General features: G+C 40.1%; 21 protein-coding genes, 1 other RNA gene and 1 pseudogene. 14 read left to right on the plus strand and 9 right to left on the minus strand.

Translation table 11 applies throughout. The features are described from left to right. Positions 1 to 87: 87 nt before the first annotated feature. The 12 genes from ABD917_RS04335 to ligA all read left to right on the plus strand — a co-directional run bounded on the left by ABD917_RS04335 (position 88) and on the right by ligA (position 16,029). Positions 88 to 1,242, plus strand: a complete 1,155-nt coding sequence (locus ABD917_RS04335) for an FtsW/RodA/SpoVE family cell cycle protein (protein ID WP_345118941.1) — start codon at positions 88 to 90, stop codon at positions 1,240 to 1,242. Further along, positions 1,235 to 2,371 carry an undecaprenyldiphospho-muramoylpentapeptide beta-N-acetylglucosaminyltransferase gene (gene murG, locus ABD917_RS04340; protein WP_345118878.1) on the plus strand — a complete coding sequence of 379 codons (1,137 nt, stop codon included), beginning with the start codon at positions 1,235 to 1,237 and terminating at the stop codon, positions 2,369 to 2,371. The genes ABD917_RS04335 and murG overlap by 8 nt, the downstream gene beginning before the upstream one ends. Beyond that, complete coding sequence (gene murC / locus ABD917_RS04345; RefSeq protein WP_345118879.1) at positions 2,355 to 3,782, plus strand: UDP-N-acetylmuramate--L-alanine ligase; 1,428 nt, start codon at positions 2,355 to 2,357, stop codon at positions 3,780 to 3,782. Before murG ends, murC begins: the two co-directional genes overlap by 17 nt. Continuing rightward, positions 3,760 to 4,737, plus strand: coding sequence for a UDP-N-acetylmuramate dehydrogenase (gene murB / locus ABD917_RS04350; RefSeq protein WP_345118880.1), 978 nt, complete (start codon positions 3,760 to 3,762; stop codon positions 4,735 to 4,737). The genes murC and murB overlap by 23 nt, the downstream gene beginning before the upstream one ends. A 241-nt stretch (positions 4,738 to 4,978) precedes the next feature. Beyond that, positions 4,979 to 5,899: a D-alanine--D-alanine ligase gene (locus ABD917_RS04355; protein ID WP_345118881.1), complete on the plus strand. Its 921-nt coding sequence runs from the start codon at positions 4,979 to 4,981 to the stop codon at positions 5,897 to 5,899. Beyond that, the gene (locus ABD917_RS04360) at positions 5,887 to 6,798 is read left to right on the plus strand and encodes a cell division protein FtsQ/DivIB (RefSeq protein ID WP_345118882.1); all 912 of its coding nucleotides are present in this window, start codon (positions 5,887 to 5,889) and stop codon (positions 6,796 to 6,798) included. Before ABD917_RS04355 ends, ABD917_RS04360 begins: the two co-directional genes overlap by 13 nt. Beyond that, positions 6,795 to 8,096, plus strand: a complete 1,302-nt coding sequence (gene ftsA / locus ABD917_RS04365) for a cell division protein FtsA (protein ID WP_345118883.1) — start codon at positions 6,795 to 6,797, stop codon at positions 8,094 to 8,096. The genes ABD917_RS04360 and ftsA overlap by 4 nt, the downstream gene beginning before the upstream one ends. A gap of 70 nt (positions 8,097 to 8,166) precedes the next feature. Then, positions 8,167 to 9,936, plus strand: coding sequence for a cell division protein FtsZ (gene ftsZ / locus ABD917_RS04370; protein WP_345118885.1), 1,770 nt, complete (start codon positions 8,167 to 8,169; stop codon positions 9,934 to 9,936). Positions 9,937 to 10,149: 213 nt separating this feature from the next. After that, positions 10,150 to 11,022 (plus strand): UDP-3-O-acyl-N-acetylglucosamine deacetylase, encoded by an 873-nt coding sequence (lpxC, locus tag ABD917_RS04375; protein WP_345118886.1) that lies wholly within the window; start codon positions 10,150 to 10,152, stop codon positions 11,020 to 11,022. A 170-nt stretch (positions 11,023 to 11,192) separates the two neighbouring features. Beyond that, the gene (locus ABD917_RS04380) at positions 11,193 to 12,086 is read left to right on the plus strand and encodes an outer membrane protein assembly factor BamD (protein ID WP_345118887.1); all 894 of its coding nucleotides are present in this window, start codon (positions 11,193 to 11,195) and stop codon (positions 12,084 to 12,086) included. 6 nt (positions 12,087 to 12,092) lie between these two features. After that, on the plus strand, positions 12,093 to 13,754 hold the full coding sequence (gene recN / locus ABD917_RS04385) for a DNA repair protein RecN (protein ID WP_345118888.1): 1,662 nt from the start codon (positions 12,093 to 12,095) through the stop codon (positions 13,752 to 13,754). 124 nt (positions 13,755 to 13,878) lie between these two features. Further along, positions 13,879 to 16,029: an NAD-dependent DNA ligase LigA gene (ligA, locus tag ABD917_RS04390; RefSeq protein ID WP_345118889.1), complete on the plus strand. Its 2,151-nt coding sequence runs from the start codon at positions 13,879 to 13,881 to the stop codon at positions 16,027 to 16,029. Between the two features lie 945 nt (positions 16,030 to 16,974). Here the strand turns inward: ligA and ABD917_RS04395 are convergent. Genes ABD917_RS04395 through ABD917_RS04405 form a run of 3 tightly spaced genes read right to left on the minus strand, consistent with a single transcriptional unit; the run spans position 16,975 to position 20,294 of the window. Then, positions 16,975 to 18,801: an aminopeptidase P family protein gene (locus tag ABD917_RS04395; RefSeq protein ID WP_345118891.1), complete on the minus strand. Its 1,827-nt coding sequence runs from the start codon at positions 18,799 to 18,801 to the stop codon at positions 16,975 to 16,977. Between the two features lie 14 nt (positions 18,802 to 18,815). Further along, positions 18,816 to 19,685, minus strand: coding sequence for a 50S ribosomal protein L11 methyltransferase (locus ABD917_RS04400; protein WP_345118892.1), 870 nt, complete (start codon positions 19,683 to 19,685; stop codon positions 18,816 to 18,818). 30 nt (positions 19,686 to 19,715) lie between these two features. Then, positions 19,716 to 20,294, minus strand: a complete 579-nt coding sequence (locus tag ABD917_RS04405) for an SCO family protein (RefSeq protein WP_345118893.1) — start codon at positions 20,292 to 20,294, stop codon at positions 19,716 to 19,718. A 131-nt stretch (positions 20,295 to 20,425) separates the two neighbouring features. Between ABD917_RS04405 and ABD917_RS04410 the strand changes: the two genes are divergently transcribed. Next, positions 20,426 to 21,055 (plus strand): DapH/DapD/GlmU-related protein, encoded by a 630-nt coding sequence (locus ABD917_RS04410; RefSeq protein ID WP_345118894.1) that lies wholly within the window; start codon positions 20,426 to 20,428, stop codon positions 21,053 to 21,055. A gap of 67 nt (positions 21,056 to 21,122) precedes the next feature. On the opposite strand, the gene ABD917_RS04415 is transcribed toward ABD917_RS04410, so the two are convergent. From ABD917_RS04415 to ssrA, 5 genes are all read right to left on the minus strand, one after another. Continuing rightward, entirely contained in the window at positions 21,123 to 23,456 is a 2,334-nt protein-coding gene (locus ABD917_RS04415) for an ATP-dependent helicase (protein ID WP_345118895.1), read from the minus strand. A 121-nt stretch (positions 23,457 to 23,577) separates the two neighbouring features. Then, positions 23,578 to 23,829: a ribbon-helix-helix domain-containing protein gene (locus ABD917_RS04420; protein ID WP_345118897.1), complete on the minus strand. Its 252-nt coding sequence runs from the start codon at positions 23,827 to 23,829 to the stop codon at positions 23,578 to 23,580. A gap of 11 nt (positions 23,830 to 23,840) precedes the next feature. Beyond that, positions 23,841 to 24,023, minus strand: coding sequence for a DUF4169 family protein (locus tag ABD917_RS04425; protein WP_345118898.1), 183 nt, complete (start codon positions 24,021 to 24,023; stop codon positions 23,841 to 23,843). Positions 24,024 to 24,035: 12 nt separating this feature from the next. Then, positions 24,036 to 24,581, minus strand: a complete 546-nt coding sequence (locus tag ABD917_RS04430; protein WP_345118900.1) for an SspB family protein — start codon at positions 24,579 to 24,581, stop codon at positions 24,036 to 24,038. A 173-nt stretch (positions 24,582 to 24,754) separates the two neighbouring features. Beyond that, positions 24,755 to 25,113, minus strand: a transfer-messenger RNA (tmRNA) gene (gene ssrA / locus ABD917_RS04435). A 111-nt stretch (positions 25,114 to 25,224) separates the two neighbouring features. Here ssrA and ABD917_RS04440 point away from each other — a divergent pair. Continuing rightward, complete coding sequence (locus ABD917_RS04440; RefSeq protein WP_345118901.1) at positions 25,225 to 25,530, plus strand: DUF2853 family protein; 306 nt, start codon at positions 25,225 to 25,227, stop codon at positions 25,528 to 25,530. 79 nt (positions 25,531 to 25,609) lie between these two features. Here the strand turns inward: ABD917_RS04440 and ABD917_RS04445 are convergent. Further along, a pseudogene (locus tag ABD917_RS04445) lies at positions 25,610 to 26,916 on the minus strand (MFS transporter). Positions 26,917 to 26,962: the final 46 nt, after the last annotated feature.

The following is a 26,962-nucleotide window of genomic DNA, read 5'->3' on the forward strand; positions in this document are numbered from 1 at the left end:
TGTAATTCAGTTTTTGAAGTGTGTGCTCAAGGAGTGAGGGAACCATATCATTTTGAAGAGAATTGTGAAAAAGATAAGGTGGGTATGATGGTTACGCGTGCAGATAGAGATCCAATTGCGAATTGGTGGTGGACGATTGATCGCTCTATCTTTGCTGCTTGTTTGATTCTCATGGGGATTGGCATTATGCTTTCTTTTGCAGCAAGTCCCACCATCGCAAAAAAAATTGGTATAGCTGATAATTTTTATTTTGTTCGTTGGCATATCATTTTTAGTATTCCAGCGTTTTTTACGATGGTTACGGTTTCTTTTTTTTCACTTCGTAATATTCGCCGTTTATGTGCTGTTTTGCTCATTGTAACGCTTGTTCTTATGATTGCAACCTTATTCTTTGGTCCAGAATTAAAAGGAGCACGACGCTGGATTCCTCTGTTTGGATTCTCTATACAGGCTTCAGAGTTTATGAAGCCCGCTTTTGTGGTGATGTCTTCTTGGCTTTTTTCAGAACAGATACGGCGTAGAGGTATTCTTGGCTATACGCTTGCCACAGTACTTTATGCTTTTTGTTGTGTGCTTCTCGTTCTCCAGCCTGATATTGGTCAAACACTTTTAATCAGTATAACATGGGGTGGTTTGTTTTTTGTTGCTGGTGTGCCTCTTAGTATTATTTTCCTCTTTGCTATTTTAGGACTGCTAGGAATTGTTTTTGCCTATTTTTCTCTTCACCATGTACGCGAACGGATCAATGGTTTCTTGACAGGTGAAGGTGATACCTTTCAGGTTGATGTCGGACGTGAGGCTATTTTAAATGGTGGCTGGTTTGGGCAAGGTCCGGGAGAGGGAACGGTAAAACGTATGATTCCTGATAGTCATACAGATTTTGTGTTTTCTGTTGCTGCTGAAGAATACGGTATTATCCTTTGTCTCTTTATTATGATGCTCTTTGGCTTTATCGTTATACGTTCATTATATATAGCGATGAATACGCGTGATTCATTTATACGTCTTGGTATTACTGGCATAGCGATGATGATTGGCTTTCAATCAGCGATTAATATGGCCGTTAATCTTCATTTGATACCTCCCAAAGGTATGACACTGCCGTTTATTTCTTATGGTGGTTCCTCTATGGTGGCAATTGCATTTTCAATGGGGATTTTGCTTGGTTTAACACGTCGCTGGCCAGAAGCTCGCCTTTCAGCTTTTTCTTCTCCTTCTGTTTTGGATACTGCTTATGACTGATAAAAAAGTTATTGTTTTAGTGGCTGGTGGTACAGGTGGGCATCTTTTCCCTGCCGAAGCTCTTGCTGTTGAATTAAGACAGCGTGGATATGATGTTCATTTGGCAACGGATGGAAGGGCTCAATGTTTTATACGCTGCTTTGATAAAGAGCACATACATATTATTTCATCGGCAACATTTACAAGCCGCCATCCTTTTGCATTGATAAAAACATTTTGGGCTCTGTTGAAGGGAATGAAGCAGTCTTTGGTGCTTTTTTATAGATTGCATCCTGTTCTGGTGGGAGGATTTGGAGGGTATCCTAGCTTTCCTCCTGTTGTTATTGCTGCCTTTATGAGGCGAGTAACATTTATTCATGAACAAAATGCTGTTATGGGGCGTGCTAATCGGATGTTGGCACGTTTTGTGTATACAATAGCAGGTGGTTTGTTGTCGCAAAATAATCCTTACGCTTATAAAACACTTTTGACGGGAAATCCTGTGCGTGAAGCTGTTCTTCAAGCAGCAGAAGTCCCTTATCGTCCTTCTTTGGATGAAGAGCCCTTTCATTTGTTAGTTTTTGGTGGAAGCCAAGGAGCTTCTGCTTTTTCACGAATTGTCCCTGCAGCAATTGCTTTATTGGATGAAGAGATACGTAAACGTTTACGAATTGTTCAGCAAGTTCGAGGTGAAGCTGAAGAATTGATAAAAATCTATCACGAGATGGGTGTGCAAGCAGAAGTTGCCTCTTTTTTTGATGATATGGCTGAGCGTATGGCGCGGTCTCATTTCATTTTATCACGTGCCGGTGCTTCATCTGTTTGTGAAATAGCTGTTATTGGTCGGCCTGCTTTGCTTATTCCCTATCCCCATGCTTTAGATCACGATCAGGCAGCAAATGCAGCATTGCTTGCGCGTGTGGGGGGGGCTCAAATTGTATCAGAAAAAGATTTGAACGCACAAAAACTTGCTACTCTTTTAACAGAAGCCTGTTGTGCGCCGTACTTATTGGAAAAGCAAGCGCTTGCTGCAAAAAAAGTTGGGCAACCTCGTGCAACCCTTCGCCTTGCTGATATGGCGGAAGCATTGATTGCAGGGAGATCAGTATCAGATATAAAAGAGGAGTTTTTTGATGAAAATGCCGCTTAATATAGGAGTTATCCATTTTGTTGGAATCGGTGGTATTGGCATGAGTGGAATTGCGGAGGTTTTTCATAATTTTGGTTATAAAGTTCAAGGATCAGATCAAGTTGATAGTGCCAATGTGGAACGTTTGCGGAAAAAAGGTATTCCCATTCATATAGGTCATCATCCTGAAAATTTAGGGAATGCAGAGGTTGTTGTGTTTTCTACAGCCATTAAAAAAACAAATCCTGAATATATTGCTGCAAAAGAGCGGCATTTGCCATTGGTGAGGCGTGCGGAAATGCTTGCAGAGCTTATGCGCTTTCGTCGGGCAATTGCTGTTGGAGGTACACATGGTAAAACAACAACAACATCAATGATAGCAGCACTTCTTGATGCCGGTCGTTTTGATCCGGTGGTGATTAATGGTGGTATTATTAATGCTTATGGCACCAATGCTCGTATGGGGGAGGGTGATTGGATGGTTGTTGAGGCCGATGAAAGTGATGGTACATTTTTAAAATTGCCTGCTGATATTGCGGTTATTACCAATATTGATGCTGAGCATTTGGATCATTATGGAAATTTTGCGGCTCTGCGTCAGGCTTTTCGGAAGTTTGTAGAAAATGTTCCTTTTTATGGTTTTGCTGTTTTATGTCTTGACCATCCAGAGGTTCAGTCGTTGGCTAGTCGTATTGATGATCGTTGGGTGATCACTTATGGCGCTAATCCACAAGCAGATGTCCGTTTTCTTAATCTTTCGATGGATGGTCAAAAGACGCATTTTGATGTTCTTATTCGTTCTCGCAAGACAGGAAAAAAGACTGAGTTGAAAAATTTGATTTTGCCCATGTCTGGGCAGCATAATGTTTCTAATGCAACGGCGGCAATTGCAATTGCTCATGAACTTGGTATTGCAGATGAATCTATAAAAAAGGGCTTAGCAGAATTTGCGGGAGTAAAACGGCGTTTTACGCAAACAGGGAGTTGGCATGGCATTGAAATATTTGATGATTATGGGCACCATCCTGTTGAAATAAAAGCTGTTTTACGTGCTGCTCGTGAGAGTGCAAAAGGACGCGTAATTGCCATTGCACAACCCCATCGTTATTCACGTTTGTGTCATTTATTTGATGATTTTGCTGCTTGTTTTAATGATGCAGATACAGTGCTTATTGCGCCTGTATATGCTGCTGGTGAAGAGCCAATCGCTGGTTTTGGTGCTAGAGAATTGGTAGAACATATTAAAATGGCGGGTCATCGTGATGTGCGTTTGATTCATTGTCTGGAAGATGTGGTTTCTCTTATCTCTACATTTGCTCAGTCGGGGGATTATGTTGTTTTTCTTGGTGCTGGCAGTATTACCCAATGGGCTTGTGCATTGCCTCATCAGTTGGCGGTACTTGATGGAAATGATGAACTTTCAACAGATTGATGGTGAGGCGCTGTTAGCGCGATTACAACCGCTGCTTTGCGGAATAAAAGGAAAACTTACGCCAAATATGGATATGCGTAAGGTGACATGGTTTCGCACTGGGGGACAGGCAGAGCTTTTTTATCAGCCTGCCGATGAGGCGGATTTAATCTTTTTTCTGCAAAATTTGCCTGAAACTATTCCTGTAACAATTGTGGGGATTGGATCTAATCTTTTAGTGCGTGATGGAGGAATTCCTGGTGTTGTTATTCGTCTTTCGGCCAAAGGTTTCGGGAAAATACAGCAAGTTTCTCCTACGGGCTTTTTGGTTGGGGCTGCTACGGCCGACAAACATTTAGCAGCAGCAGCGTTAGAAGCTGAGATTGCAGGTTTTCATTTTTATTACGGTATTCCTGGTGGTCTTGGAGGGGCTCTTAAAATGAATGCAGGAGCTAATGGTGTTGAAACAGCTGCTCGTGTCATAGAGGTCTATGCATTGGATCGTAGAGGACAGCGTCATATTTTAAAATTTAAGGATATGCACTATTCTTATCGCCATTGTGATGTTCCTGAAGATCTTATTTTTACGGCTGCTTTGTTGGAAGGTGAACTAGGTAAGCACGACAATATTCGTGCTGCTATGGATGAAGTTGCACTGCATCGAGAAACAGTACAGCCTATTCGTGAAAAAACAGGTGGATCAACTTTTAGAAATCCTGAAAATACATCTGCATGGCGTGTTATTGATCAAGCAGGGTGCCGTGGTTTGCAGATTGGTGGAGCGCAGATGAGTGAAATGCACTGTAACTTTATGATCAATACTGGGCAAGCAACAGGGTATGATCTTGAAGCTTTGGGAGAGACAGTGCGTGCTCGTGTTTTTTCTCATTCAGCTCACCTCTTACAATGGGAAATACAACGTATTGGTCAATTTGAACAAGGCCGTATTATTTCCTCTTTTGACCCATTTCATTAATTGATTCAGTGTATAAAAAAATTGCTAATAAAAAATTGAGTCATTTCAAAGAGATAATGAAAAAAATCCATTAAGAATCAATAAATTAACAAAGAAACTCTTGCGTCATGCGCTTCAGTCTGATTCATTATGTAAAATGCTAGGATATTGATTCGCAAGGATAAATCTTAGCATTTCCCGTATATGGTGTTAGTGATTTCTATGTAGTCTATATATAGTAGACATAAGAGGGCAAGTTGTTATGAAGGATGAGCATATAGCTGTATTAATGGGAGGGATTTCTTCTGAACGGTCTGTAAGTTTATCTTCAGGTAATGCTTGCGCTGATGTTCTTGAAGCGCAAGGGTATCGTGTAAGTCGGGTGGATGTCGATGGCCATATCGCTTCTGTTCTTGAACAATTACAACCTGATATCGCGTTCAATGCGTTGCATGGGTTGTTTGGTGAAGATGGTTGTATCCAAGGTATTCTTGAATATTTAAAAATTCCCTATACGCATTCTGGAGTAATGGCATCTGCATTGGCGATGGATAAGGGGCGTGCGAAAATTATTGCTGCAAACGTTGGGGTTTGTGTTGCGCCTTCTGTTGTTATGAATCGTTTTGCTATTGGGCGTGAGCATCCTATGCAGCCTCCTTATGTGGTTAAGCCTGTATGCGAAGGATCAAGTTTTGGGGTTGTGATTGTGAAGGAAAATGAGCCTGCACCGCCACGTCATATTGTAACGACTGAGTGGAGTTATGCAGATGAGGTGATGGTTGAAAAATATATTTCTGGTCGTGAACTTACTTGTGCTGTTTTGGGAAATGAAGTGCTGGATGTTTGTGAAATTCTCCCTGATCCACACTTTCAATTCTATAATTATGAATCAAAATATAAAATTGGTGGTTCTCTTCATATTTGTCCTGCGCAACTTTCATCAAATATTTACCAAAATGTGCAAAGAATGTCTTTAGCAGCACATCAGGCTATAGGTTGTCGAGGTGTTAGTCGTTCTGATTTTCGTTTTAATGAAGAAACAGGAGAATTGGTTTGGCTTGAAATTAATACCCAGCCCGGTATGACATCGACTTCTCTTGTCCCTGATATTGCAAAAGCAAGTGGTCGTACTTACGGCGATATTGTTCAGTGGATGGTGGAGGACGCGTCATGTATGCGTTGAATGTTAATAAAAGAAGTATTCCGATGGAGGTGCCGTTAGTGCCAGCTTTGCCACGACTTTATCGCCGCTTTCTTCGGTTTATGTTTGAGTTTTTCTTTATTAACGTTCATGTTCCACGCCATTTTGGTTCTTTTGCTGTTATATTATTTTTCTTTGTTACAATGCTTTACGGGCTTTCATCAAGTGGTCAGATGGGTATGGTGATGAAGGCAGCGGTATCGGATGTTGGTTTTTTTGTTGCCGATGTCGATATAAGTGGTAATAAGCGTTTAGTAAAACAGGAAGTTTTAAAAATTTTAGAACTTGAACCTGCGCAATCCATATTTGCTTTTAATGTTGATAGGGCACGTTCTCTTTTAGAGCAACAAGCTTGGGTTCAATCGGCTAATATTCAGAAGATTTATCCCAATCGTATACGTATTTCTATTGTGGAGCGTGAACCTTATGCAATTTGGCAACATGATGGTATGATGGATGTTGTTGATAAGACAGGTCGCGTTATTGTACCCTTCAAAGGGGGAAATGTTCGAAATTTGCCTCTTGTCGTTGGTCAGGGAGCGCAAAATTCTGCTAAAATGTTTCTTCAAGCGCTGTCTGTATATCCAGAAGTTTACAGTCATGTTCGTGCTTTTGTGCGTGTGGGTGATCGGCGTTGGGACCTTGTCTTGGATAATGGAGTGCGCGTTATGTTGCCTGAAAAGGGCGCGCTTGAAAGACTTTCTTCTTTGGTTCAGACAGGTATAATACAGGATCTTTTTTCTCGTGATGTTTTCAAGATTGATCTGCGTCTTTCTGATCGCATTACAGTTTCTTTGTCAGATGAAGCGTTGGAGCGTCGTCGTGCCGCTGTAGTAGAAGAAGAGCGTATTTTAAAAGCACGAAAGGTAGGGAGCCTATGATACTACTCAGACCACAACATCTGGGAGGACGTAAAACGCGTTTTTTGACGGTTCTTGATGTCGGCTCAAGTAAGATTGTTTGTCTTATTGCTTGTTTGCGTCCTTTGAAACATGCGCATTATTTGCATGGTCGTACACACTCTATGGAGATTTTAGGCTTTGGCGTACAACGCTCACGCGGTATCAAATCTGGTATTGTGATGGATATGTTGGCGGCAGAGCAATCTATAAGGCTGGCGGTTGATGCAGCAGAAAAAATGGCTGGTTTGGTAGTAGATTCAGTCATTGTCAATTTTTCTTCAAGTCGATTACAAAGTGCTCTTATCAATGGCATGGTGCATTTGAATGGACGTGAAGTAACGCAGCGTGATGTACGTGTGGCATTTTCAGATGTTTCGCGTAAAGCTTTTGATGCTGAGCGTCATATTATGCATTCAGTTCCAGTTTCTTATGTGTTGGATGGAGATAAAGGAATTTCTGATCCTGTTGGAATGACAGGGGAATCGTTTGGCGTGGATGTGCATGTGGTGACAGCGGAAACTGCACCTTTACGTAATTTGGAAACTTGCATTAATCGTGCGCATTTGAGTGTCGAAGCAATGGTTGCAACGCCCTTTGCAAGTGGTCTTGCCGTGTTGATGAATGAGGAGGCGCATTTAGGAGCAGCCTGTATTGATTTTGGTGGCGGAACAACAACATTCTCAGTATTTTTTGAGGGAAAATTTGTCCATGCTGATGCACTAGCAGTTGGTGGGCATCATGTGACTCTTGATGTTGCGCGTGGATTTTCTATGTCTCTTACAGAGGCAGAACGTTTAAAAGTTGTCTATGGTTCAGCGCTTCTTTCAAGTGCTGATGAGAGGCATATGATTAATGTGGCGGAGATAGGGAGCGAACAGTGTGAAACACAATATCCTCGTGCTGTTCTTGGTCGTATCATTCGTGCACGTGTTGAAGAAATCTTAGAGATGGTACGTGATTGTTTAAATCGTTCTGGTTTTGCTCACATTATTGGCAAGCGTGTCATTTTAACTGGCGGAGCAAGCCAATTAACAGGATTGCCAGAGATGGCACGTACTATACTGGGAAGAAATGTTCGTATCGGGCGGCCTTTGGGTATTTCGAGGCTTCCTTCTCTTGCAAAAGGGGCGGCGTTTACATCTGCTGTTGGATTGTTAATTTACCCACAATTGGTGGGGTTTGAAGAAAAAACAATGAAGGCTGCAGTGAATTATTCATCGGTGGGCACGCGTGGGTATTTTCAGCGTGTTGGTCAGTGGTTGCGTGAGAGTTTTTAGTTAAGTTTGTAATAAAGGAAGTTAAATTTCATCGCTTGGGCTGGCGGTGTTTTATGGGAAGGAAAATGAAATGACGATTAATCTGCATCGGCCAGATATCGCGGAATTAAAGCCACGCATTACCGTTTTTGGTGTTGGAGGTGGCGGCGGAAATGCCGTGAATAATATGATTAATGCGGGTCTTCAGGGAGTTGATTTTGTTGTGGCAAATACAGATGCGCAGGCTTTGGCTATGTCAAAGGCTGAACGTGTTATCCAACTTGGGGCGGCAGTCACAGAAGGTTTAGGGGCCGGTGCTTTGCCAGAAGTAGGGCAAGCGGCTGCAGAAGAATGTATTGATGAAATTATTGACCATTTGGCAGACTCTCATATGGTTTTCATTACGGCTGGTATGGGTGGAGGTACTGGAACTGGGGCGGCGCCTGTTGTGGCTCGTGCTGCACGTGAAAAAGGTATTTTGACCGTTGGTGTGGTAACAAAACCATTTCAGTTTGAAGGTGCACGCCGTATGAAAACGGCAGAGGCTGGTATTGAAGAATTACAGAAGTCTGTTGATACATTAATTGTTATTCCTAATCAAAATCTGTTCCGTATTGCTGATGAAAAGACAACTTTTGCTGATGCTTTTGCTATGGCTGATCAAGTGCTTTATTCTGGTGTTGCTTCCATTACCGACCTTATGATTAAAGAGGGACTTATTAACCTTGATTTTGCTGATGTTCGTTCTGTTATGCATGAAATGGGACGAGCAATGATGGGAACTGGTGAGGCGTCTGGTGAAGGTCGTGCTTTGAATGCTGCTGAAGCTGCTATTGCCAATCCACTGTTGGATGATACTTCTATGCGTGGTGCTCGTGGCTTACTCATTTCTATTACAGGTGGTCGTGATATGACACTCTTTGAAGTTGATGAGGCTGCTAATCGTATTCGTGAAGAAGTGGATGCCGATGCAAATGTTATCTTTGGAGCTATTGATGATGAGTCTTTAGAGGGTGTTATTCGTGTATCTGTAGTTGCAACGGGTATTGATCGCGAGATGAGTGATGTGATCCAACCTTCTCATCCTCAAAATCATAGACCAGCAGCTCCAATTCGCAAAAATGATCTTGGAATGGCGCAGAGTTCTTTTCATGTTCAGTCACCTCCCTTGCGTTCTGAGTCAATGGTAGAAGTGATAGAAGCACTTGAAATAGAAAAAGGTAAATCAACAGGAGAACAGTTTCGTCCTAAAAGTCAGATTTTTGCGCAGCCTACAGATGCTTCTGTCGCACGGGGTGCAAACGTTTCTTCTTATGGAGCAAGTGCTGTACATGGACAGATGTCGAATGCACCACGTGTGCAAGTAAGTCGTGGTTCTCAGCCATCTATGGTTGCACCAGTGAGCATGGAGGCAACAGCACCTGTTCTTGATGGGATGGCAGATATTGTACAGCAGAAAGAGAAGCAAGTGCAACAAAAACAGCCGCAACAAACGCAGGTACGTTCACCTATGCGTATGCCTGAGTTAAAGGATTTCCCTCCTGTTGCGCATAGTCAACATGAGAGATCAGGGGCTAGCGAACAGGGACCTCGCAATCTTTGGCAGCGTTTGAAACAAAGTTTAACACATCGTGAGGAAGCTGAGCCAGAGGCTAGACTGGAACCTGCTGTAAAATCTTCTCAGCAGCAAGAAACACAGGTTTATAATAAAAATTCTCAGGCGCTTTCTCAAGATGCGTCTGTTTATATTCCACGTCGTTCTGGTGGGTTGCATTCTCATGTGCCGCAAGATCAACGTAATTTTATAAATGAAGAAGATCAGTTGGAGATACCAGCATTTTTGCGTCGTCAGGTCAATTAGTCGACAAAAAATGACGAGAGGAAAAGAGGAATTTTTTGCTTCTGTGATGAAGTGTAAAAGCTTTATGGAATAGAATATACTATGTTTTGAGGAAGATACTCTTTTTTATGAACCCGCTTAGTAACAGGCGGGTTTATTATTTGCTATGAATATCATTTTTATCCTTTTATAAATAGTCTTTAGAAATGTAAAAAATATTTATAAAGTGATGTAATGACGTTGGTACAAAAATATCAGTCTACTCTTAAAAAAGCGGTGACCTTTAAGGGGTATGGTGTTCATAGCGGGTGTTTATCTGTGGTGAAGATTTGTCCAGCTGATGTGGGCAATGGTATTGTTTTTAAGCGTTGTGGATTAGAGGGAAAAGAACAAATATTTCGAGCACATGCATCGCAAACAGGAGCGACTGAATTATCAACAGTGCTTGGGCATGGAGAGTTTAGAATTGAAACCATTGAACATTTGATGGCTGCAATCGTTGCTTATAATTTGGATAATCTTATTATTGAAGTGTCGAATCATGAGATACCTATTTTGGATGGTTCTTCTTGGCAATATTGTAAAGCTTTTGAAGAAGTTGGCATTGTAGAGCAGGGTGCTTTGCGTTCATATTTCATTATAAAAAAGCCACTGCGGATTGAAGGGGCTTATGATATGGTAGAATTTTTGCCATTTGATGGGCGTCGTTTTGATATAACGATCTCTTTTCCTTCTTCTGTTATTGGGAAACAACACTTCAGCTTTGATCTTACCGCAAAAGGGTTTCGAGATGAGTTGTCACGTGCACGCACTTTTGGTTTTATCAAAGACGTAGAAAAATTATGGCTTTCTGGCAAAGGGATAGGTGCATCTTTGGAAAATTCCCTTGTCATCGGTGTTGATGACAAAATCATGAATTTAGATGGTCCTTATTGGAAAAATGAATGTGTGCGGCACAAAACGCTTGATGCGATTGGTGATACTGCTTTACTTGGCGCGCCTTTTATTGGACTATTTCGCTCCTATTGTAGTGGACATAGGATGAATTCGCAATTGGTGAAAGCTGTTTTGGCAGACGAATCATGCTACGAAAAAGGTTACTTATAGGGTGAGGCTAAGTAAAGTGAAAAGATTTCCTTAAAGTTTGTTTGATTTTTAAGGGGATGATTCATTTTAAACTATTAAATTGGTTAGTAGATTTTAAATTGGTATGGTATAAAAATTTTTAATAAATAATTTTTGCGACAAGGTGACATTCTCTGGAGGCCGGAAGGATTATGATAAAATCTCATGTATGTATTGAAAATATGGCATATAGGAAATCTAACGTTGTACCCAAGGTATTGGGAGTGATGCTTTTGGGGAGTACCTGCCTGTTAGCGGGTTGTTTATTTAAAGAGAAAAATACCCTTGATCCATCTGCGTATGTTTTAAAAATGGATCCACCAGATGTCCTCTATAATCAGGCACTCGCAAGTCTTGAGAGTGGAAAACTTAGCGATGCATCTAAGAAGTTTCTTACCATTGAAAAACAGTATGCTTATACGGATTTTGGGCGTAAAGCTTTAGTGATGGGGGCTTTTACTAATTATAGACTCGGCAAATATGATGATTCAATTAATATGGCTCAGCGCTATATTACTCTTTATCCAGGGGCGGATGATTCTGCTTATGCTTATTACATTATAGGTCTTTCTTCTTTCCGTCGGATACCTGATGTTACACGGGACCAACGCGATACAAAACGCGCTATTGCTGCTATGCAGCTTCTCATAGAGCGTTATCCGAATTCTGAATATGTCAAGGATGCTCAAGATAAAATACGTTTTGGACGAGAGCAATTGGCTGGTAAAGAGATGCAGGTTGGTCGTTATTATGAAGAAGGACGGCGTTATCTTGCGGCAAGTAGAAGATTTCGTACAGTTGTTGAGGAGTATTCCGATACAAATCAAGTTGAAGAAGCACTTTTTCGCTTAACGGAAGTTAATCTTGCTCTTGGTTTAACAGAAGAAGCGCAGACAGCAGCGGCTATTTTAGGACGTAATTATCCCAAAAGTGAGTGGTATAAATTTTCTTATAATTTGTTGCACAAGAACAGTATATCACCACAGGAGCATAAATCTTCTTGGATCTCACGTGCTTTAGGTGGTGAAAAAAATAGGGTACGTTGATTCTCTATGTTAATACAGCTTTCGGTTCATAATATTGTTTTGATCGAAACGCTCGATATTCATTTTACAGCTGGTTTGTCTGTTTTAACTGGAGAAACCGGTGCTGGAAAATCTATTTTACTGGATGCTCTGTCGCTGGCTCTGGGGGGACGTGGTGATGCTTCTCTGGTACGTCATGGTGCCGTTCACGGGCAGGTGACAGCTGTCTTTGATGTCCCTGTTGTGCATCCTGTGCGTCGGTTTATTCGTGAAAATGGTTTTGATGATGAAGGCGATATTATTTTACGCCGTGTGCAATCAAGAGATGGTCGTAGTCGTGTCTTTATCAATGATCAAGTAGCAAGTGTTTCTTTTGTGCGTAGTGTTGGCCGTCAGTTGGTTGAAATCCATGGACAACATGATGATCGCGCGCTTGTTGATGTTGCCACACATCGTCAATTATTAGACGCTTTTGGTGGGGTTGAGGATGAGACGGAAAATGTGCGTCAATGTTATCGGGTGTGGCATGAATGTGAAGAGCGTTTGCAACAACAGCGTCTTAAAGTAGAAAATGCAACGCGTGAGGTTGAGTATCTTCGCTCTTGTGTGGAAGAACTTGAAAAGCTTGATTTTCAAGTTGGTGAAGAGGCTGCTCTTTCTCTTCGTCGTGCAGATATGCTTAAATTAGAAAGAATAGCCACGGATATTAAGGAAGCTGATGACCTTTTAAGTGGTCAAAAATCACCAATTCCGGTCCTTTCTAATTTGGTGAGGCGTTTGGAGAGAAAGATCCCTGAGGCGCAAGAACTTATCATACCTGTGGTAAAATCTATTGATGAGGCATTGTGTGCACTTTCAACGGCACAAGAAGGAATTGAGGCGGCGGTGCGGGCATTGGATTTTGAACAGGATGAATTGGAACGGATAGAAGAGCGTCTTTTTTCTCTTCGTGGTTTTGCGCGTAAATATCAGGTTTCTGCCGATGAATTGGTGCAGTTGCGCGATAAAATGAATGCTGAACTGGCTGATTTTGAAGAGGCTCAGACCACATTAGTGCATTTGGAAGATGAGGCGGGCCAAGCAAAGAGAAATTATGATACATTAGCACAAGCTTTATCAATGAAACGTCAAGAAGTAGCAAAGCATTTGTCTGAAAGCGTTATGGCTGAGCTGCCAGCATTGAAATTAGAAAAGGCCGAATTTATTGTTGAAATGCAAAGTGATGTTGAAAGACGAAGTGCAGAAGGAATAGACCGCGTTGAATATTTTGTTCGGACCAATCCTGGAACACGTGCAGGGCCGATGTTGAGTGTTGCTTCTGGTGGTGAGTTGTCTCGTTTTTTATTGGCATTAAAAGTTGTATTATCCGATCGTGGATCGGCACCTACACTGATTTTTGATGAAATTGATACAGGCGTTGGAGGAGCTGTTGCCGCTGCTATTGGGCAACGATTACAGCGTTTATCGGAAAGAATTCAGGTTTTTGCTATTACACATGCACCCCAAGTTGCATCAAAAGCGCATAGTCATTTTCTTATTTCAAAGGTTGAAAATGGTGATAAAGGTTGTTTTGTGACAGCTGTTCATAAAATGGAAGAGCATGAGCGTGCAGAAGAAATTGCCCGTATGTTGGCTGGAGAACAGATTACTGAAGAGGCGCGTGCAGCTGCTCAAAAACTTCTCGCATAAAGATTGAGCAATAAAATATTGCTTATCCATTAATTTGTGAGAGAGCATGTATTTATGGGGATTTTGTTTGAGAAAAAGAATTAAGATTCTTATGGGTATCGCCCATCATTTAGTATAGATTATTATGAATAAGGATGAAATTAAAAACCTTACTGCTTTTGAAGCAGAAAGTGAGTTGGAGTGGTTAGCAAAAGAGATTGCACGTCATGATGTGCTTTATAATCGTGATGACCAACCTGAAATTTCTGATGCAGAATATGATGCTTTGCGCCAGCGTAATGCAGAAATTGAAGCTCTCTTTCCTGAACTCATTCGTGCCGATTCTCCTTCACATAAAGTTGGAGCACTGGTTTCTGAAAAGTTTGAAAAATCTGTTCATGCACAGCCAATGCTCTCACTTGATAATGCCTTTAGTTCTGAAGATGTCAGTGAGTTTATTGAGCGTGTTCGTCGCTTTTTACGGTTGCCAGAAACACAAATCTTGGAAATAACAGCAGAGCCAAAGATTGATGGTTTATCTTTATCTTTGCGCTATGAAAAGGGACGGCTTGTGTGTGCTGCAACACGTGGTGATGGAACTGTTGGTGAAAATGTCACGGCAAATGCACGAACGATTTCTGATATTCCGCAAGTTTTGCAAGGAAATTTTCCTGATATTCTTGAGGTTCGTGGTGAAGTTTATATGCGGCGCGAGGATTTCCAAGCACTGAATATGAATCAACAAGAAAGGGGAAAATTGGTTTTTGCTAATCCTAGAAACGCAGCAGCTGGTTCACTGCGTCAGCTTGACTCACGGATAACTGCCAGCAGAAAGTTGCAATTTTTTGCTTATGCTTGTGGCGAAGTGAATGAAGTGTTTGCGAAAACGCAAATGGAGATGATGGAAAAGCTCAAAGAATATGGTTTTGTCATCAATCCCTTTACAAAAGTTTTTAAGACAGTAGAAGAGATCATTTCCTATTATCATGATATCGAAGAACGCCGTCATTCTCTAAGCTATGATATTGATGGGATCGTTTATAAGATTAATGATTTGATGCTGCAAATGCGTTTGGGTTTTGTCTCTCGTTCGCCACGTTGGGCAATAGCGCATAAATTTCCAGCAGAAAAAGCTATGACTCTTTTAGAGGGTATTGATATTCAAGTTGGTCGCACGGGAGCTTTAACCCCCGTTGCACGTCTTGCTCCTATTACTGTTGGTGGTGTAGTGGTTACCAATGCAAGTTTACATAATGAAGATTATATTAAGGGCATTGGCCATAAAGGAGAACCCCTTCGTGAAGGGCGTGATATCCGTATAGGCGATAGGGTGATCGTACAGCGTGCTGGTGATGTGATTCCTCAAATTGTTGATATTGTTGCTGAAAAGCGCCCTAAAGACTCTTCTGCTTTTGTTTTTCCTCATATCTGTCCAGCTTGTGGGAGTCATGCTGTTCGTGAGATAGGAGAAGCTGTGCGTCGGTGTACGGGGGGGCTTATTTGTCCAGCACAAGCGATTGAGCGTATTCGTCATTTTGTTTCGCGCAATGCCTTTGATATTGAGGGACTTGGAAAAAAACAGGTGGAGTTTTTCTTTCATGTTCAAGATGAGACGCTTCGTATTCAGACACCAGCTGATATTTTTACTTTACAACGGCGCCAAGAAAATTCTCTGGTACGTTTGGAAAATATGGAAGGCTTTGGTACTGTTTCAGTACGTAAACTTTATGATGCCATTAATGCGCGGCGGGAAATTTCTTTAAGCCGTTTTTTATTTGCCTTAGGAATTCGTCATGTTGGAGAGGTTAATGCGCGTCGTCTTGCACGTGCTTACCAAAATTATAAGGCTTTTGAGACAGCGGTAAGAGCAGCAATCATATCCTGTGAGAAGAAGAATGAACAAGAGAATGAAGCTTGGTTGGAACTTACCAATATTGAAGGAATTGGACCACAGGTAGGCAGCGCAATTGTTGATTTTTATGAGGAAGCACATAATCGCGAGGTTTTGTCTGTCTTGCTTCAAGAAGTAACGCCTCTTGATGAAGAGCCTCTTTTAACAGATTCCTCACCCGTGGCAGGAAAGGTTATTGTTTTTACTGGAACTCTGGCACGTATGTCACGCGATGAAGCAAAAGCATTGGCAGAAAGATTAGGGGCAAAGACCTCTGGATCTCTTTCTAAAAAAACCGATCTTCTTGTTGCTGGACCTAGAGCAGGATCAAAATTGGCTAAAGCAGAAGAGTTAGGCATTGAGGTTATTGATGAAGAGGCTTGGCTGAAGTTGATTGAGGGATAGAAGGGCTTTCAGGCAGATGAATGCAGCAGTTTTTGTTATTCTTTCCAATGCCGGATTTTATGAACATGAGAAGTACCTATCTCACTCTGGAGAAGCTGATCATTTTTCTTCATAATGGTGATATAATGAGTTTTTTTGCTTTGTTCATGAAGAGAAAATATAGCTTTTCATATTTTGTTTGTTGATTTTAAGAAGATTTTTCCACTTGTTTTTCAGAAAAAAATCGCATTACAAATGCAATTGAATCGCTTCAGAGTTGTTACTAAAAAATAAATATATTTTTTAAATCTTATAAAATTTGAAAAATAATAGATTAAAGTAAAAGAAGGATGGATGGTTTTTTTATTAAAAATGCTTCTGAAATAGTATGTTTGAATTATTGACTGAGTGTGTTTTTTTGTACTGTTGATGATTATGCCAAAAAGATCTTTAATGAGGTTTGTTTTTTGTAAAAGCAGTATGCTGTGAATTTCGTACTTACTTTAAGTGTTAAATAAAAATAATGTACACTGATTTTAATATGATATTTTAGCCGCTCTTTTCATGATGAATGCCCAAATTTTATTATCAGAAAACAATAGAGATGATCACTGTAAGACAGATTAAAAAGGAAAAAATTGTTAGCAAATATACAGAAACCTTGTATCCAAATACCATAATAAATTGATTATGGTGTACATGATGGAAATTATACTAACGATTATAATGAAAGTCTCTAGAAAAAGTAAGAAATAGAGCCTTGAAAAGGGAGTAAAGGATCTTTGTTAGGATTGAAAACGCTCAAGCAATTATGCTCTGTTTTATTTTGATACCTTTTTGCCATACTATAAAAAGAGTTTGAAAATATTTGAGAAAAATACTTCCTCATAGGCAATACTCATTTTTTTGAAGAAAAAAGATGCGTTATTATGTTAGAAGTGATAGAAGATGTTCATGCTCCTTCATTTAAAGGGGCATGGTTGCTTCTTTTGCCCATTTTTTCTCTTCTTCATTTAAATAAGGTGCATTGGTTTGATAGACATGCGCATGGTAATCATTGAGCCATTGTCGTTCTTCTTGTGTTAAAAGTTCTGGAAGAATGAGTCTGCGATCAATGGGACAGTTTGTAAGTGTTTCAAATGAAAGCATTTCTTTCTCTCCACCATTGATTCTTTGCGCTGGCTTTACAATGAGCAAATTTTCAATACGAATGCCAAAAGAACCCTCGCGGTAATATCCAGGTTCATTAGAAACAATCATCCCAGGGAGTAATTCTTGGCATCCTTTGCACGAAATATTTTGTGGTCCTTCATGAACAGAAAGATAAGAACCAACTCCATGACCCGTGCCATGGGCATAATCAAAACCCGCTTTCCATAAGGCAATGCGCGCGAGAATATCAAGATCTTGACCACGTGTGCCTTTCGGAAAGCGTGCTGTTGAAAGAGCAATCATGCCTTTAAGGACAAGGGTAAAGCAGCGTTTTTCTTCCTCTCTAATATTTCCAATGGCTACTGTGCGTGTGACATCTGTTGTGCCATCACGGTATTGTCCACCTGAATCTACAAGATAAAGTTCATCAGCATTGAGTTGCCTATTTGTTTCATTGGTTACGCGGTAATGGACGATGGCACCATTTTCTCCTGCTGCAGAGATTGTATCAAAAGAGAGATCTTCAAGTTTTTTTCCCATTTCTTTTGCTGTGTTTACGCGAAACTCTTCTAATTTCTGAGATGCAGAAATCTCATTCACGGAGCCTAATGTTTGTTTGTCTAACCAACAAAAAAAACGGGTGAGTGCTACACCATCACATAGATGTGCTCTGCGCGCACCATCTAATTCTGTGTTGTTTTTAATGGCACGGGGGAGAGCCGCAGGGTCGGTCAGTGTGATGAAAGATTTTCCATCTTCTTCAAGTACAGTGCGTAATTTTTCGCATGTTAACTGTGGATCTAGGGCAAAAACTGTTCCTTTTTGAAGATAATCTTTGATTTTTGCAATAAACTGTTCTCGTTCATATAATTTGGCATAACGTTCCAAATATTGTTTTTGTTCTTCACCAAGCTTTTTGCTGTCAATAAATAGGGTAGGTGTTTCTTTAATAGGAATGAGAGCAAAACAAAGAATAAAAGGTGTGTTAGAAACATCATTGCCACGTATATTGAATATCCATGCAATAGAGGAGGGGTCTGTAAAAATAAAAGCATCGGCATAGGCTTTCTTGATATTTTGCTGAATTAGGCTTAGTTTTTTATCGCTATCCCATCCTGCATATTTGAGAGGATGAATTGATAAGGGAGATTGTGGGAATGGTGGTTGATCATGCCAGATAAGATCAATAGGATTTTGCTGAACCGCTATCAGTTTTCCACCTGCGTTTATTTCTAATGTTTTTTTCAATGTATCTATAGCAGCAATGGTGTGGAGCCATGGATCAAAGCCGATAGAAAGATTTTTGCCATTTTTTTCAAGCCATTGTGAGGGAGGACAAGTTACGAGATCCTCATACTCAAAAATATGCGGATCAGTTTGTTGGCGAACTTGGAGTTTATAGCGTCCATCTGTAAATAGAATGGCTTTGTTTTTTAAAATGAGTGCCATACCCGCTGATCCAGTAAAGCCGGTAAGCCAGCTAAGGCGTTGAGCGTGCGGGGGGACGTATTCTCCTTGATGTTCATCGCTACGTGGAACAAAAAAGCCATCTAGTCCGAGGCGATCAAGCTCTTTACGAAGGGATGAAATGCGTTTTACAGCATACATGGGATTTGTTGTTGCTTCAAAAGATTGATACATATCAACCGTCCTTTTTATTTAAGATGTATCGTAACCCATCCTTGACGGTGGTATGTTTCAATATGTTTGAGACCATGCTTTAAATAAGCTTCTAGCACATGGGAGTGTTGTTCTTCAAGAATCCCAGAGAGTATGAGTGATCCACCTTTCCGGAGTGCTTGAGTCATTTCTTGTGCAAGTTCAATAAGAGGGTTGGCAAGAATATTGGCAATAATGAGATCAAAGGGGGCGCGTGATGCAATTTTCTCATGAGAAAAACCGGTTGCAGTAACAGCTGTAATACATTCTTTAACGCCATTGAGTTCGATATTATGTTGTGCAACCTTGATCGCAATGGGATCAATATCGGATGCAAGGACAGAAATCGGTTTGAGCATTGCTATGCCAATGGCTAAGACTCCACTTCCTGTGCCAAGATCAAGGGCATTTTGTGGATTTTCCTGTTTCATCACTTTGGCAATCATTTCTAAACAACCAGCTGTTGTTCCATGGTGGCCGGTACCAAAAGCTTGATTTGCTTCAATTTCAATAGGAAAAACACTTTGTGGAATTTCGTTACGGTTATGGCTTCCATGTACAAAAAAAGGACCAGCACGCACAGGTGTTAGTCCTTCAAGGCTTTGTTTAACCCAATCAATATCGGGTAAAACTTCACGGTTAATGTTACGAGGATCTATAGAAAGGATTTGTGCAAAACGTTGCGCAATACGCTCTTGATTTTTCTCGTCTACATAGAGCGAAAGTTCATAGATGGCGTTTTTTTCATCAATCTCTGCAAGAGCAAGAGGATATCCTTCTTCGTCAAAGGTTGTTTCCATAACAGTATAAAATTGTTCTGCTTCATTTTTAGAAGCATTATAATACAGACGAATTTGCTGCGACATTCTACTCTTTCTTTATCATCGGCTTTTTATTTAGTTGGAGACAAGTTTTTTAAGCCGTTCAATGGCGATATCATCTTTTAATTCATTATCGCTTTCTTTTTCATAAGGAATAACACCATATAATTTACCACCTCTTTTGAGCAAAAAAATTGCGGCAGTATGGTTATATGTGTAATTTCCATCTGTTCCTAGTACTTTTTCAGCAACAATTTTAAAAGAATCTACCATCTTATGAACTTTTTCAGGAACTCCACTGATACCAATAATTTTATTGTTAAAATTACTGAGATAATCATGGAGTACTTGTGGTGTATCACGTTCAGGATCAACGGTGATAAACCATACCCCTAATTTATCGGCACTTGGGCCAAGAGCTGTAAGCCATTGATCAAGATTAAGTAAGGTGGTAGGGCAGACTTCAGGGCACATGGTGAAGCCGAAGAAAACAATTGAAGGCTTACTTCGTATATCATCTTGTGTAATGGTATTTCCATTGGAGTCAGTAAGGGTAAAATTATCGCCTAAAGGCTTGTTTCTTAACGCATCATAAAGAAAAATACCGGCAAGAAATACAGCTGTTAGCCCTAAGATGCGTATGATATTTCTCATGATTTGGCTCTCTTAAAAAGATAAAAAAACTGTAGCATTGGTGAGGTTGTTTTGCAATCGTTGTTTTATGGTTGATTTTGTTTGATTGATATGTCTTTTTTGCCCTTTATTAAGGAAAAATTGGTGGATGAATGGAGAGAGAGAAAGATCTTCGATTCTATGAGGGTGAGCCTCGCATTCATACGACGGCACGGTTGCATGGTTGTAAATTGGGACGCTATGTGGAAATCAATGAACGGGTGGTTTTGCGTGATGTAACGGTTGGAGATTTTTCTTATTTTGAGCGTAACAGTGAAGCTATTTATAGCGAGATTGGGCGTTTTTGTTCGATTGCATCTTATGTCCGTATGAATGCACTAGAGCATCCTGTCGAGCGACTTTCAACGCATAAAATAACATATCGTCCTAATGAATATTTTCGCTATATGCCGTTAGATTGTTCCTTTCGTGAAAGACGCCGTGCAAAGCGTGTTATTATTGGGCATGATGTATGGATTGGACATGGTGCGGTTATTATGCCTGGGATAACAATTGGCCATGGCGCCATTATTGGTGCTAATGCTGTTATAACAAAAGATATTTTCCCCTATATGATTGTTGCTGGTGTTCCTGCAAAGCTGTTGCGGATGCGTTTTTCAGAGGGCATAATTCAGGCACTTTTGGAGATGGCTTGGTGGAATTGGTCCCTTGATAAAATTTACAATGCATTGCCTGATATGCAGAGTCTTACTATCGAGGCTTTTATTGACAAATGGAAATAATATGCAAAATGGAATGGAAAAGCGATTTTTTGTTTGAAAAGGTTATTATCGGATGTTTATGCTTGGTTTAAGCTTTACTTACAAAGTTATCGAGAACGCGCTTTTCTCCAGCTTTTTCAAACATAATAGTTAATTTATGATCATCTATTGCGGTGATATGGCCATAACCAAATTTTATATGAAAAATCCGATCACCGATTGCAAAATTTGATGGTGCTTCATAGACTGACTGGGTGATGACTTTTCCTTCAATGTTTTTTTGTGTACGCTTTTGTTTTGGTGTAGCGTAGTCGTTGTTAAAGGAACTGTGGTGTTTAAAGGAAGACTTTCCATAACCACCATAAGATGTTCCCATTTCTATAGCTTCTATATGTTCTGCTGGTAATTCATCTAGAAAACGAGAGGGCAGCGCAGATTGCCAAAGCCCATGAATTTTTCGATTGGATACAAACCATATATGTAAATATTTTTTTGCTCTTGTTAGCCCTACATAAGCTAGTCGGCGTTCTTCTTCTAATCCTAAACGTCCGCCTTCATCCAATGAGCGTTGATGGGGAAAGAGACCTTCTTCCCAACCTGGAAGAAAAATTGTTTCAAATTCAAGTCCTTTGGCGGAATGAAGAGTCATGATGTTGATTGCATCGGTGTTGTCATTGTTTTCAGCATCCATAACAAGTGCAACATGTTCTAAAAAGCTTGGAAGATTTTCAAATTGTTCTATCGAGCGGATCATTTCTTTAAGATTTTCTAGTCGTGTTGCTGTTTCCGGTGAGCGATCTTCTAGCCACATAGCTGTGTAGCCTGAATCATCAAGGATTGTTTCGGCAAGCTCTCTATGGGGTGTGCATTGCAGCATATTTTGCCAACGGTGAAAGTCTTCAACAACATTTCGTAAAGCACTACGTGCCTTTGGTTTTAATTCATCCGTTTCAATGATTGCGGCTGCAGCAGAAAAGAGAGGAATAGCGCGTGCGCGAGCACTCTCATAAAGAGTGCGTAGGGTTGCATCTCCTAAGCCGCGTTTGGGTATGTTGATAATACGTTCAAAGGCTAAATCATCTGCTGGTTGAACAACAACACGTAAATAAGCCATGGCATCACGTATTTCCATTCGTTCATAAAAGCGTGGACCACCAATGACGCGGTAGTTCAGACCAAGTGTTACAAAGCGATCTTCAAATTCACGCATCTGAAATGATGCACGCACCAATATGGCCATATGATTTAGTGAATGACCAGCTTGTTGTGCGCGTTCAATTTCTTCTCCAATTGCACGTGCTTCTTCTGCTGAATCCCAAGCAGTATGAATCTTTACTTTTTCTTCTTCGCTCTTTATTTGATGAGAAAAAAGTGTCTTACCAAGTCTTCCTTGGTTATGAGAAATAAGATGAGAAGCCGTTTTAAGAATGTGTGACGTTGAGCGATAATTGCGTTCTAAACGAATGATTTTTGCAGGAGGGAAATCTTTTTCAAAACGTAATATATTATCGATTTTAGCTCCACGCCATCCATAAATAGATTGATCATCATCACCAACGCAACAAAGGTTGACATAGTGGCCTGTAGATTGTTGTGCTAAAAGGCGAAGCCAAAGATATTGTGCTGTATTGGTATCTTGATATTCATCTACAAGAATGTAACGAAATTGAGAATGATATTGATGAAGAATATCTGGATTATGTTGAAAGAGAGAGATAGAATGGAGCAGAAGATCACCAAAATCACAGGCATTAAGACTTTTTAATCTCTCTTGATAGCTACGATAAAGTTTGCGTCCCATGCCGTTGCCAAAGGAATAGGCATCGCTTTCTGAAATGTGTTCTGGTGAAAGCCCTTGATTTTTCCAAGAGTCAATCATTACGGCAAGATTTCTGGCCGGCCAACGTTTATCATCCAATCCTTCAGCTTGAATAAGCTGTTTTAAAAGTCTAGTAACATCATCGCTATCAAGAATTGTGAAGTTGCTTTTTAAATCAACAAGTTCTGCATGACGGCGCAAAATTTTTGCACCGGTGGCATGAAAGGTTCCAAGCCAAGGCAAACCTTCAACAATTTCACCAATAAGTTCACCAATACGCATTTTCATTTCACGTGCTGCTTTGTTGGTGAAAGTTACAGCAAGTATTTGTTGAGGAGAGGCAAGCCCAGAGCGCAGAATGTGGGAAATACGCGTTGTCAAAACGCGTGTCTTTCCAGTCCCTGCACCTGCAAGAACTAACAGAGGTCCTTCTGTATTTATAACGGCTTGCCGTTGTTCGGGATTGAGTTGTTCTAAGTAATCGGTATCACATTGTGTGAGTTCTTTCATTGTTATAGTGTGCGCAGAAGCTCCGGAGTTCTGTTCATGAGGGGAGAGGGCATCTTCTTCAAAGAATGGTATGTGATCAGAAAAATTATTCATTATACCTTTTGTGTAGTCTTTTTTTTGTTTAAGTACTAGATTTAAAAAACTTTTTTTCAAAAAAAACACCACATTTTCGGTTAAATAAGAAAACAAAAATTATAAAAAATAAAAATGAATACTAAATGCTTTGAGTGAGAACATTTTGGAGGGCATAAACGCGTAATGAAGCCGAAAGATTTATCTGTTGTGGTCTTTTTCTATCAATGTCCGTGATAATAAAGGCTAAAGATTGTCTTCTTTTACGCGCTATGGCTTTAAGAATGTCTAGAAATGGTTGTTCTAAAGATATGCTTGTTGCGTGTCCATCAATCCGAACGGATATTTTTTTTGTTACCACTTTTGACCAGTCAATAGAATCATTTTTGTGCATTTTTTCTACTCTTATTCGTCGTGGTATAAACGATTTTGATCAAGAAATTTTTGTGTCTTTAGAGCTTCTTTTTGCTCGAAAAGTTTTTCAGCTTTGGTTCGTCCAGAACGATAGCGATTTTCTTCTGCATGAAGTGCTTTATCTGCACGCTTTTTTTGTTTTCGAAATTGGCGAAGGTTGATTGGTTCAGTCATAAGCAAATTTATTTATTTTTTCCGAAAAGAATCTAATGAAACAACATCAGCACTTTGTTTTGTATCATTATTTGAAGGCTCTTTATTTGTGCTGAGATTTTGTTCTTTTGGAAGTGCACTTTCTTTTTTTTGTTTGTCCGATAAAACGATAGGTGTATGTGAGCTCTTTTCTGAATTTTCACTTTCTTCAGAGGTAAGATTTGAGGGTAGATCAAATGCTGCTTCGAATGAAGCGACGGGGTCATAAAATACTTGGATAGAAGAAAAAGGAATCACCAATTTTTCGCTAATTTCTCTAAAGGAGAGGGTCACTTCAAAAGCGGTTTCCGAAACACTTAAATCTCTAAACTGATGTTGTAAGACAATTGTCATTTGTTCTGGATAACGACTTTTAAGTCGAGGAGAGATTTTTACGCCTAGGGTGTCTGTCAAAAAAGTAATAAAAAAATGATGATTTCCCGGAAGACCTGCTTTAGCAACTTCCGATAAAACTTTACGGATAACCCCACGAAGCGCATCCTGAACGAGAATATCGTAGCGGATTTGATCTTGAACCATTGAAGTTTATTCCTTTTATTTCACGTAGCAGATGAGCATGTGCAATATTGTGCAATAGAATACATTTTTAAGCTAGCAATATTTTATCAACTATGCACTTAAATTAACTGAAAAAAGAATACGAAATTTTACGACAAATCATATCTAAGAGATCAGCCAATAACATTTATAAGAGTGAAGGCTTCTGTTGCCAGGTGCCTTCGGACCCCGCTTAAACTTGCGACGGTTTAAGACTTAATTTGGAGAATTCAGACCACCTTAAGCGGCAGCGCGAAGTTCTCCCGCATAGTTGTCATTTGCAACTACTCATTTAGTCCGATAACGGTGGTACTATGCCGAGTAAAAGAGCAATCTTTACACTCTTGTCGATCCTATTTCGCCCCCACCAAAATATATTTTCTTCTCTTATACTTTGGTGGAGGCGCCGGGTACCGCCCCCGGGTCCAATAAGCTTATTTCATTGTCCATTTATTACCATAGCTGGCAAGCCAGCTATTTAAGTATAGATGAAGAATGGTCTTTGTAAAAGGGGGGGTTGTTAATATTTTAAATCCTCTAATTATTTATAAGGTTATTATACAAGGCTATTATAAGCGCGGCTGTGAAGTATAGCCGCTCATTCTTGGAGAGGAGATGGCAAACAATGACAAATGATCTAGCAGATATTAAACTATATGATCCAAATCCCGATGAATCTGCCGTAGAACGACTTGGCCGTCGTTTAGCTTTGGTAATGCAAAAGCAGGATGCATCACTTGTTGCTACATCAGATCCAAAAGAATTAGAACGCGTTGAAAAATGGGCTCAAGATGTGTTAGGTGCTGATGCGCAAAGTGTTAAAGCCGCTGTTTCGAAAGTTGCAGAGATGATGTCTGGGGATCGCAGAAAAAGTCGTATGACTTTTTATTATTTACTTGCTAGGCAACTCAATGCGCTTGATAAAATTTAAATAATGTTGAATAAGAATTTTTATTGTGAATGATAAAAAAAGTCCAAGAAATTGGGCTTTTTTTATTTCATACAAGGCGTTAATGAGCTTCATCCTTTTCGAGGTATCCTCCTTTACTCATATTTGGGACAAAGAGCAGTGCAATGAAGGCAACGATCATGACACCGGTTATGTAAAAATAAAACAGTGTTTCATGTCCTATATCTTTTAAACCAAGTGCTACGTATTCAGCAGAGCCACCAAATAATGCATTCCCAATAGCGTGAGAGAGACTCACTCCTAATGCGCGCACTGAAGTGGGAAGCATTGCTGATTTTACGACACCAGAGATGGATGTATACATGCTCATAATAGAAAGCATTCCAATAATGACGAATAAAGCAACCCATGTACTCTGCGTGTTGCCGATTATACTAAGCCCAGGAAATGTCGTGAGTGCAGAGAGTATACTCCAAATGATGAGTAAAGTTTTTGTGCCAATTTTATCTGCTAATACACCTGCTAGAGGTTGAAAGAGTACAAAACAAATAGTGCGATAGTCATTATCATTGTGGCAGTATGTTTATCAAATCCAGTTGTTGTGACGAGGTATTTTTGCATATAAGTGGTACAGGTGTAAAAGGTGAGAGATCCTCCTGATGCAAAGAGAGCAATGACTACAAAGGCTTTACTGTGTTTGCTAAAAAGCTCTTTAAGACTGCCTGTATGTTTTTTAGAGCGGCTTTCTTTGGTGGTTGTTTCATGTCGCGAACGACGCAAATAAATGGCAACCAGTGCTCCACATCCACCGATGGCAAAAGGAATACGTCAGCCCCATGTTTTTAACTGATGTTCATTAAGGTAAAGCGCTAGAATAAAGATAATAAAACTCGCGAGAAGTTGTCCTGTAATCAGTGTGCCAGATTGAAAAGAAGCAAAGAAACCACGATGTTTTTTTAAGGAAACTTCGCTCATATACGTTGCTGCCGTGCCATATTCACCACCTGCTGAGAGATCTTGCATCATTCGAATTAAAAGCAGAAGGATTGCTGCTGTTATGCCAATGGTTTCGTAAGTAGGGAGTATGGCGATAAGAAAAGAACCACCACACATCATAAAAATAGATATGAGCATTGAGTTTTTACGTTCATAACGATTAGCAATGAAGCCAAACATCCATGCTCCAATCGGGCGCATAAGAAAACCAATGAAAAAGACTCCTGCGCTTTTTAATCATTGTGTCACAACATCACCATCTGAGGGAAAAAATTGTGATGCAAAATAAATTGACGTAAATGAGTAAACATAAAAATCATACCATTCTACGAGGTTTCCCGATGCACTGGATATGATAGCAAAAATACGTTTTTTTCTATCATGAGATGCTAAAGTTGTTTCGTTTTCCATGAAATGTTCCCCTTTTAGATTCATAGTTTATTGTTCTAGTTAAACT

Origin of the sequence: Bartonella pachyuromydis (assembly GCF_039543065.1) — a bacterium.
Lineage (GTDB): Bacteria > Pseudomonadota > Alphaproteobacteria > Rhizobiales > Rhizobiaceae > Bartonella > Bartonella pachyuromydis.

Excerpts from the sequence above, each read along its gene's own strand:
- ABD917_RS04335 (WP_345118941.1), top strand. The coding sequence starts at position 88 with ATGGTTACGCGTGCAGATAGAGATCCAATTGCGAATTGGTGGTGGACG.
- murG (WP_345118878.1), top strand. The coding sequence starts at position 1,235 with ATGACTGATAAAAAAGTTATTGTTTTAGTGGCTGGTGGTACAGGTGGG.
- murC (WP_345118879.1), top strand. The coding sequence starts at position 2,355 with ATGAAAATGCCGCTTAATATAGGAGTTATCCATTTTGTTGGAATCGGT.
- murB (WP_345118880.1), top strand. The coding sequence starts at position 3,760 with ATGATGAACTTTCAACAGATTGATGGTGAGGCGCTGTTAGCGCGATTA.
- ABD917_RS04355 (WP_345118881.1), top strand. The coding sequence starts at position 4,979 with ATGAAGGATGAGCATATAGCTGTATTAATGGGAGGGATTTCTTCTGAA.
- ABD917_RS04360 (WP_345118882.1), top strand. The coding sequence starts at position 5,887 with ATGTATGCGTTGAATGTTAATAAAAGAAGTATTCCGATGGAGGTGCCG.
- ftsA (WP_345118883.1), top strand. The coding sequence starts at position 6,795 with ATGATACTACTCAGACCACAACATCTGGGAGGACGTAAAACGCGTTTT.
- ftsZ (WP_345118885.1), top strand. The coding sequence starts at position 8,167 with ATGACGATTAATCTGCATCGGCCAGATATCGCGGAATTAAAGCCACGC.
- lpxC (WP_345118886.1), top strand. The coding sequence starts at position 10,150 with ATGACGTTGGTACAAAAATATCAGTCTACTCTTAAAAAAGCGGTGACC.
- ABD917_RS04380 (WP_345118887.1), top strand. The coding sequence starts at position 11,193 with ATGATAAAATCTCATGTATGTATTGAAAATATGGCATATAGGAAATCT.
- recN (WP_345118888.1), top strand. The coding sequence starts at position 12,093 with ATGTTAATACAGCTTTCGGTTCATAATATTGTTTTGATCGAAACGCTC.
- ligA (WP_345118889.1), top strand. The coding sequence starts at position 13,879 with ATGAATAAGGATGAAATTAAAAACCTTACTGCTTTTGAAGCAGAAAGT.
- ABD917_RS04395 (WP_345118891.1), bottom strand. The coding sequence starts at position 18,801 with ATGTATCAATCTTTTGAAGCAACAACAAATCCCATGTATGCTGTAAAA.
- ABD917_RS04400 (WP_345118892.1), bottom strand. The coding sequence starts at position 19,685 with ATGTCGCAGCAAATTCGTCTGTATTATAATGCTTCTAAAAATGAAGCA.
- ABD917_RS04405 (WP_345118893.1), bottom strand. The coding sequence starts at position 20,294 with ATGAGAAATATCATACGCATCTTAGGGCTAACAGCTGTATTTCTTGCC.
- ABD917_RS04410 (WP_345118894.1), top strand. The coding sequence starts at position 20,426 with ATGGAGAGAGAGAAAGATCTTCGATTCTATGAGGGTGAGCCTCGCATT.
- ABD917_RS04415 (WP_345118895.1), bottom strand. The coding sequence starts at position 23,456 with ATGAATAATTTTTCTGATCACATACCATTCTTTGAAGAAGATGCCCTC.
- ABD917_RS04420 (WP_345118897.1), bottom strand. The coding sequence starts at position 23,829 with ATGCACAAAAATGATTCTATTGACTGGTCAAAAGTGGTAACAAAAAAA.
- ABD917_RS04425 (WP_345118898.1), bottom strand. The coding sequence starts at position 24,023 with ATGACTGAACCAATCAACCTTCGCCAATTTCGAAAACAAAAAAAGCGT.
- ABD917_RS04430 (WP_345118900.1), bottom strand. The coding sequence starts at position 24,581 with ATGGTTCAAGATCAAATCCGCTACGATATTCTCGTTCAGGATGCGCTT.
- ABD917_RS04440 (WP_345118901.1), top strand. The coding sequence starts at position 25,225 with ATGACAAATGATCTAGCAGATATTAAACTATATGATCCAAATCCCGAT.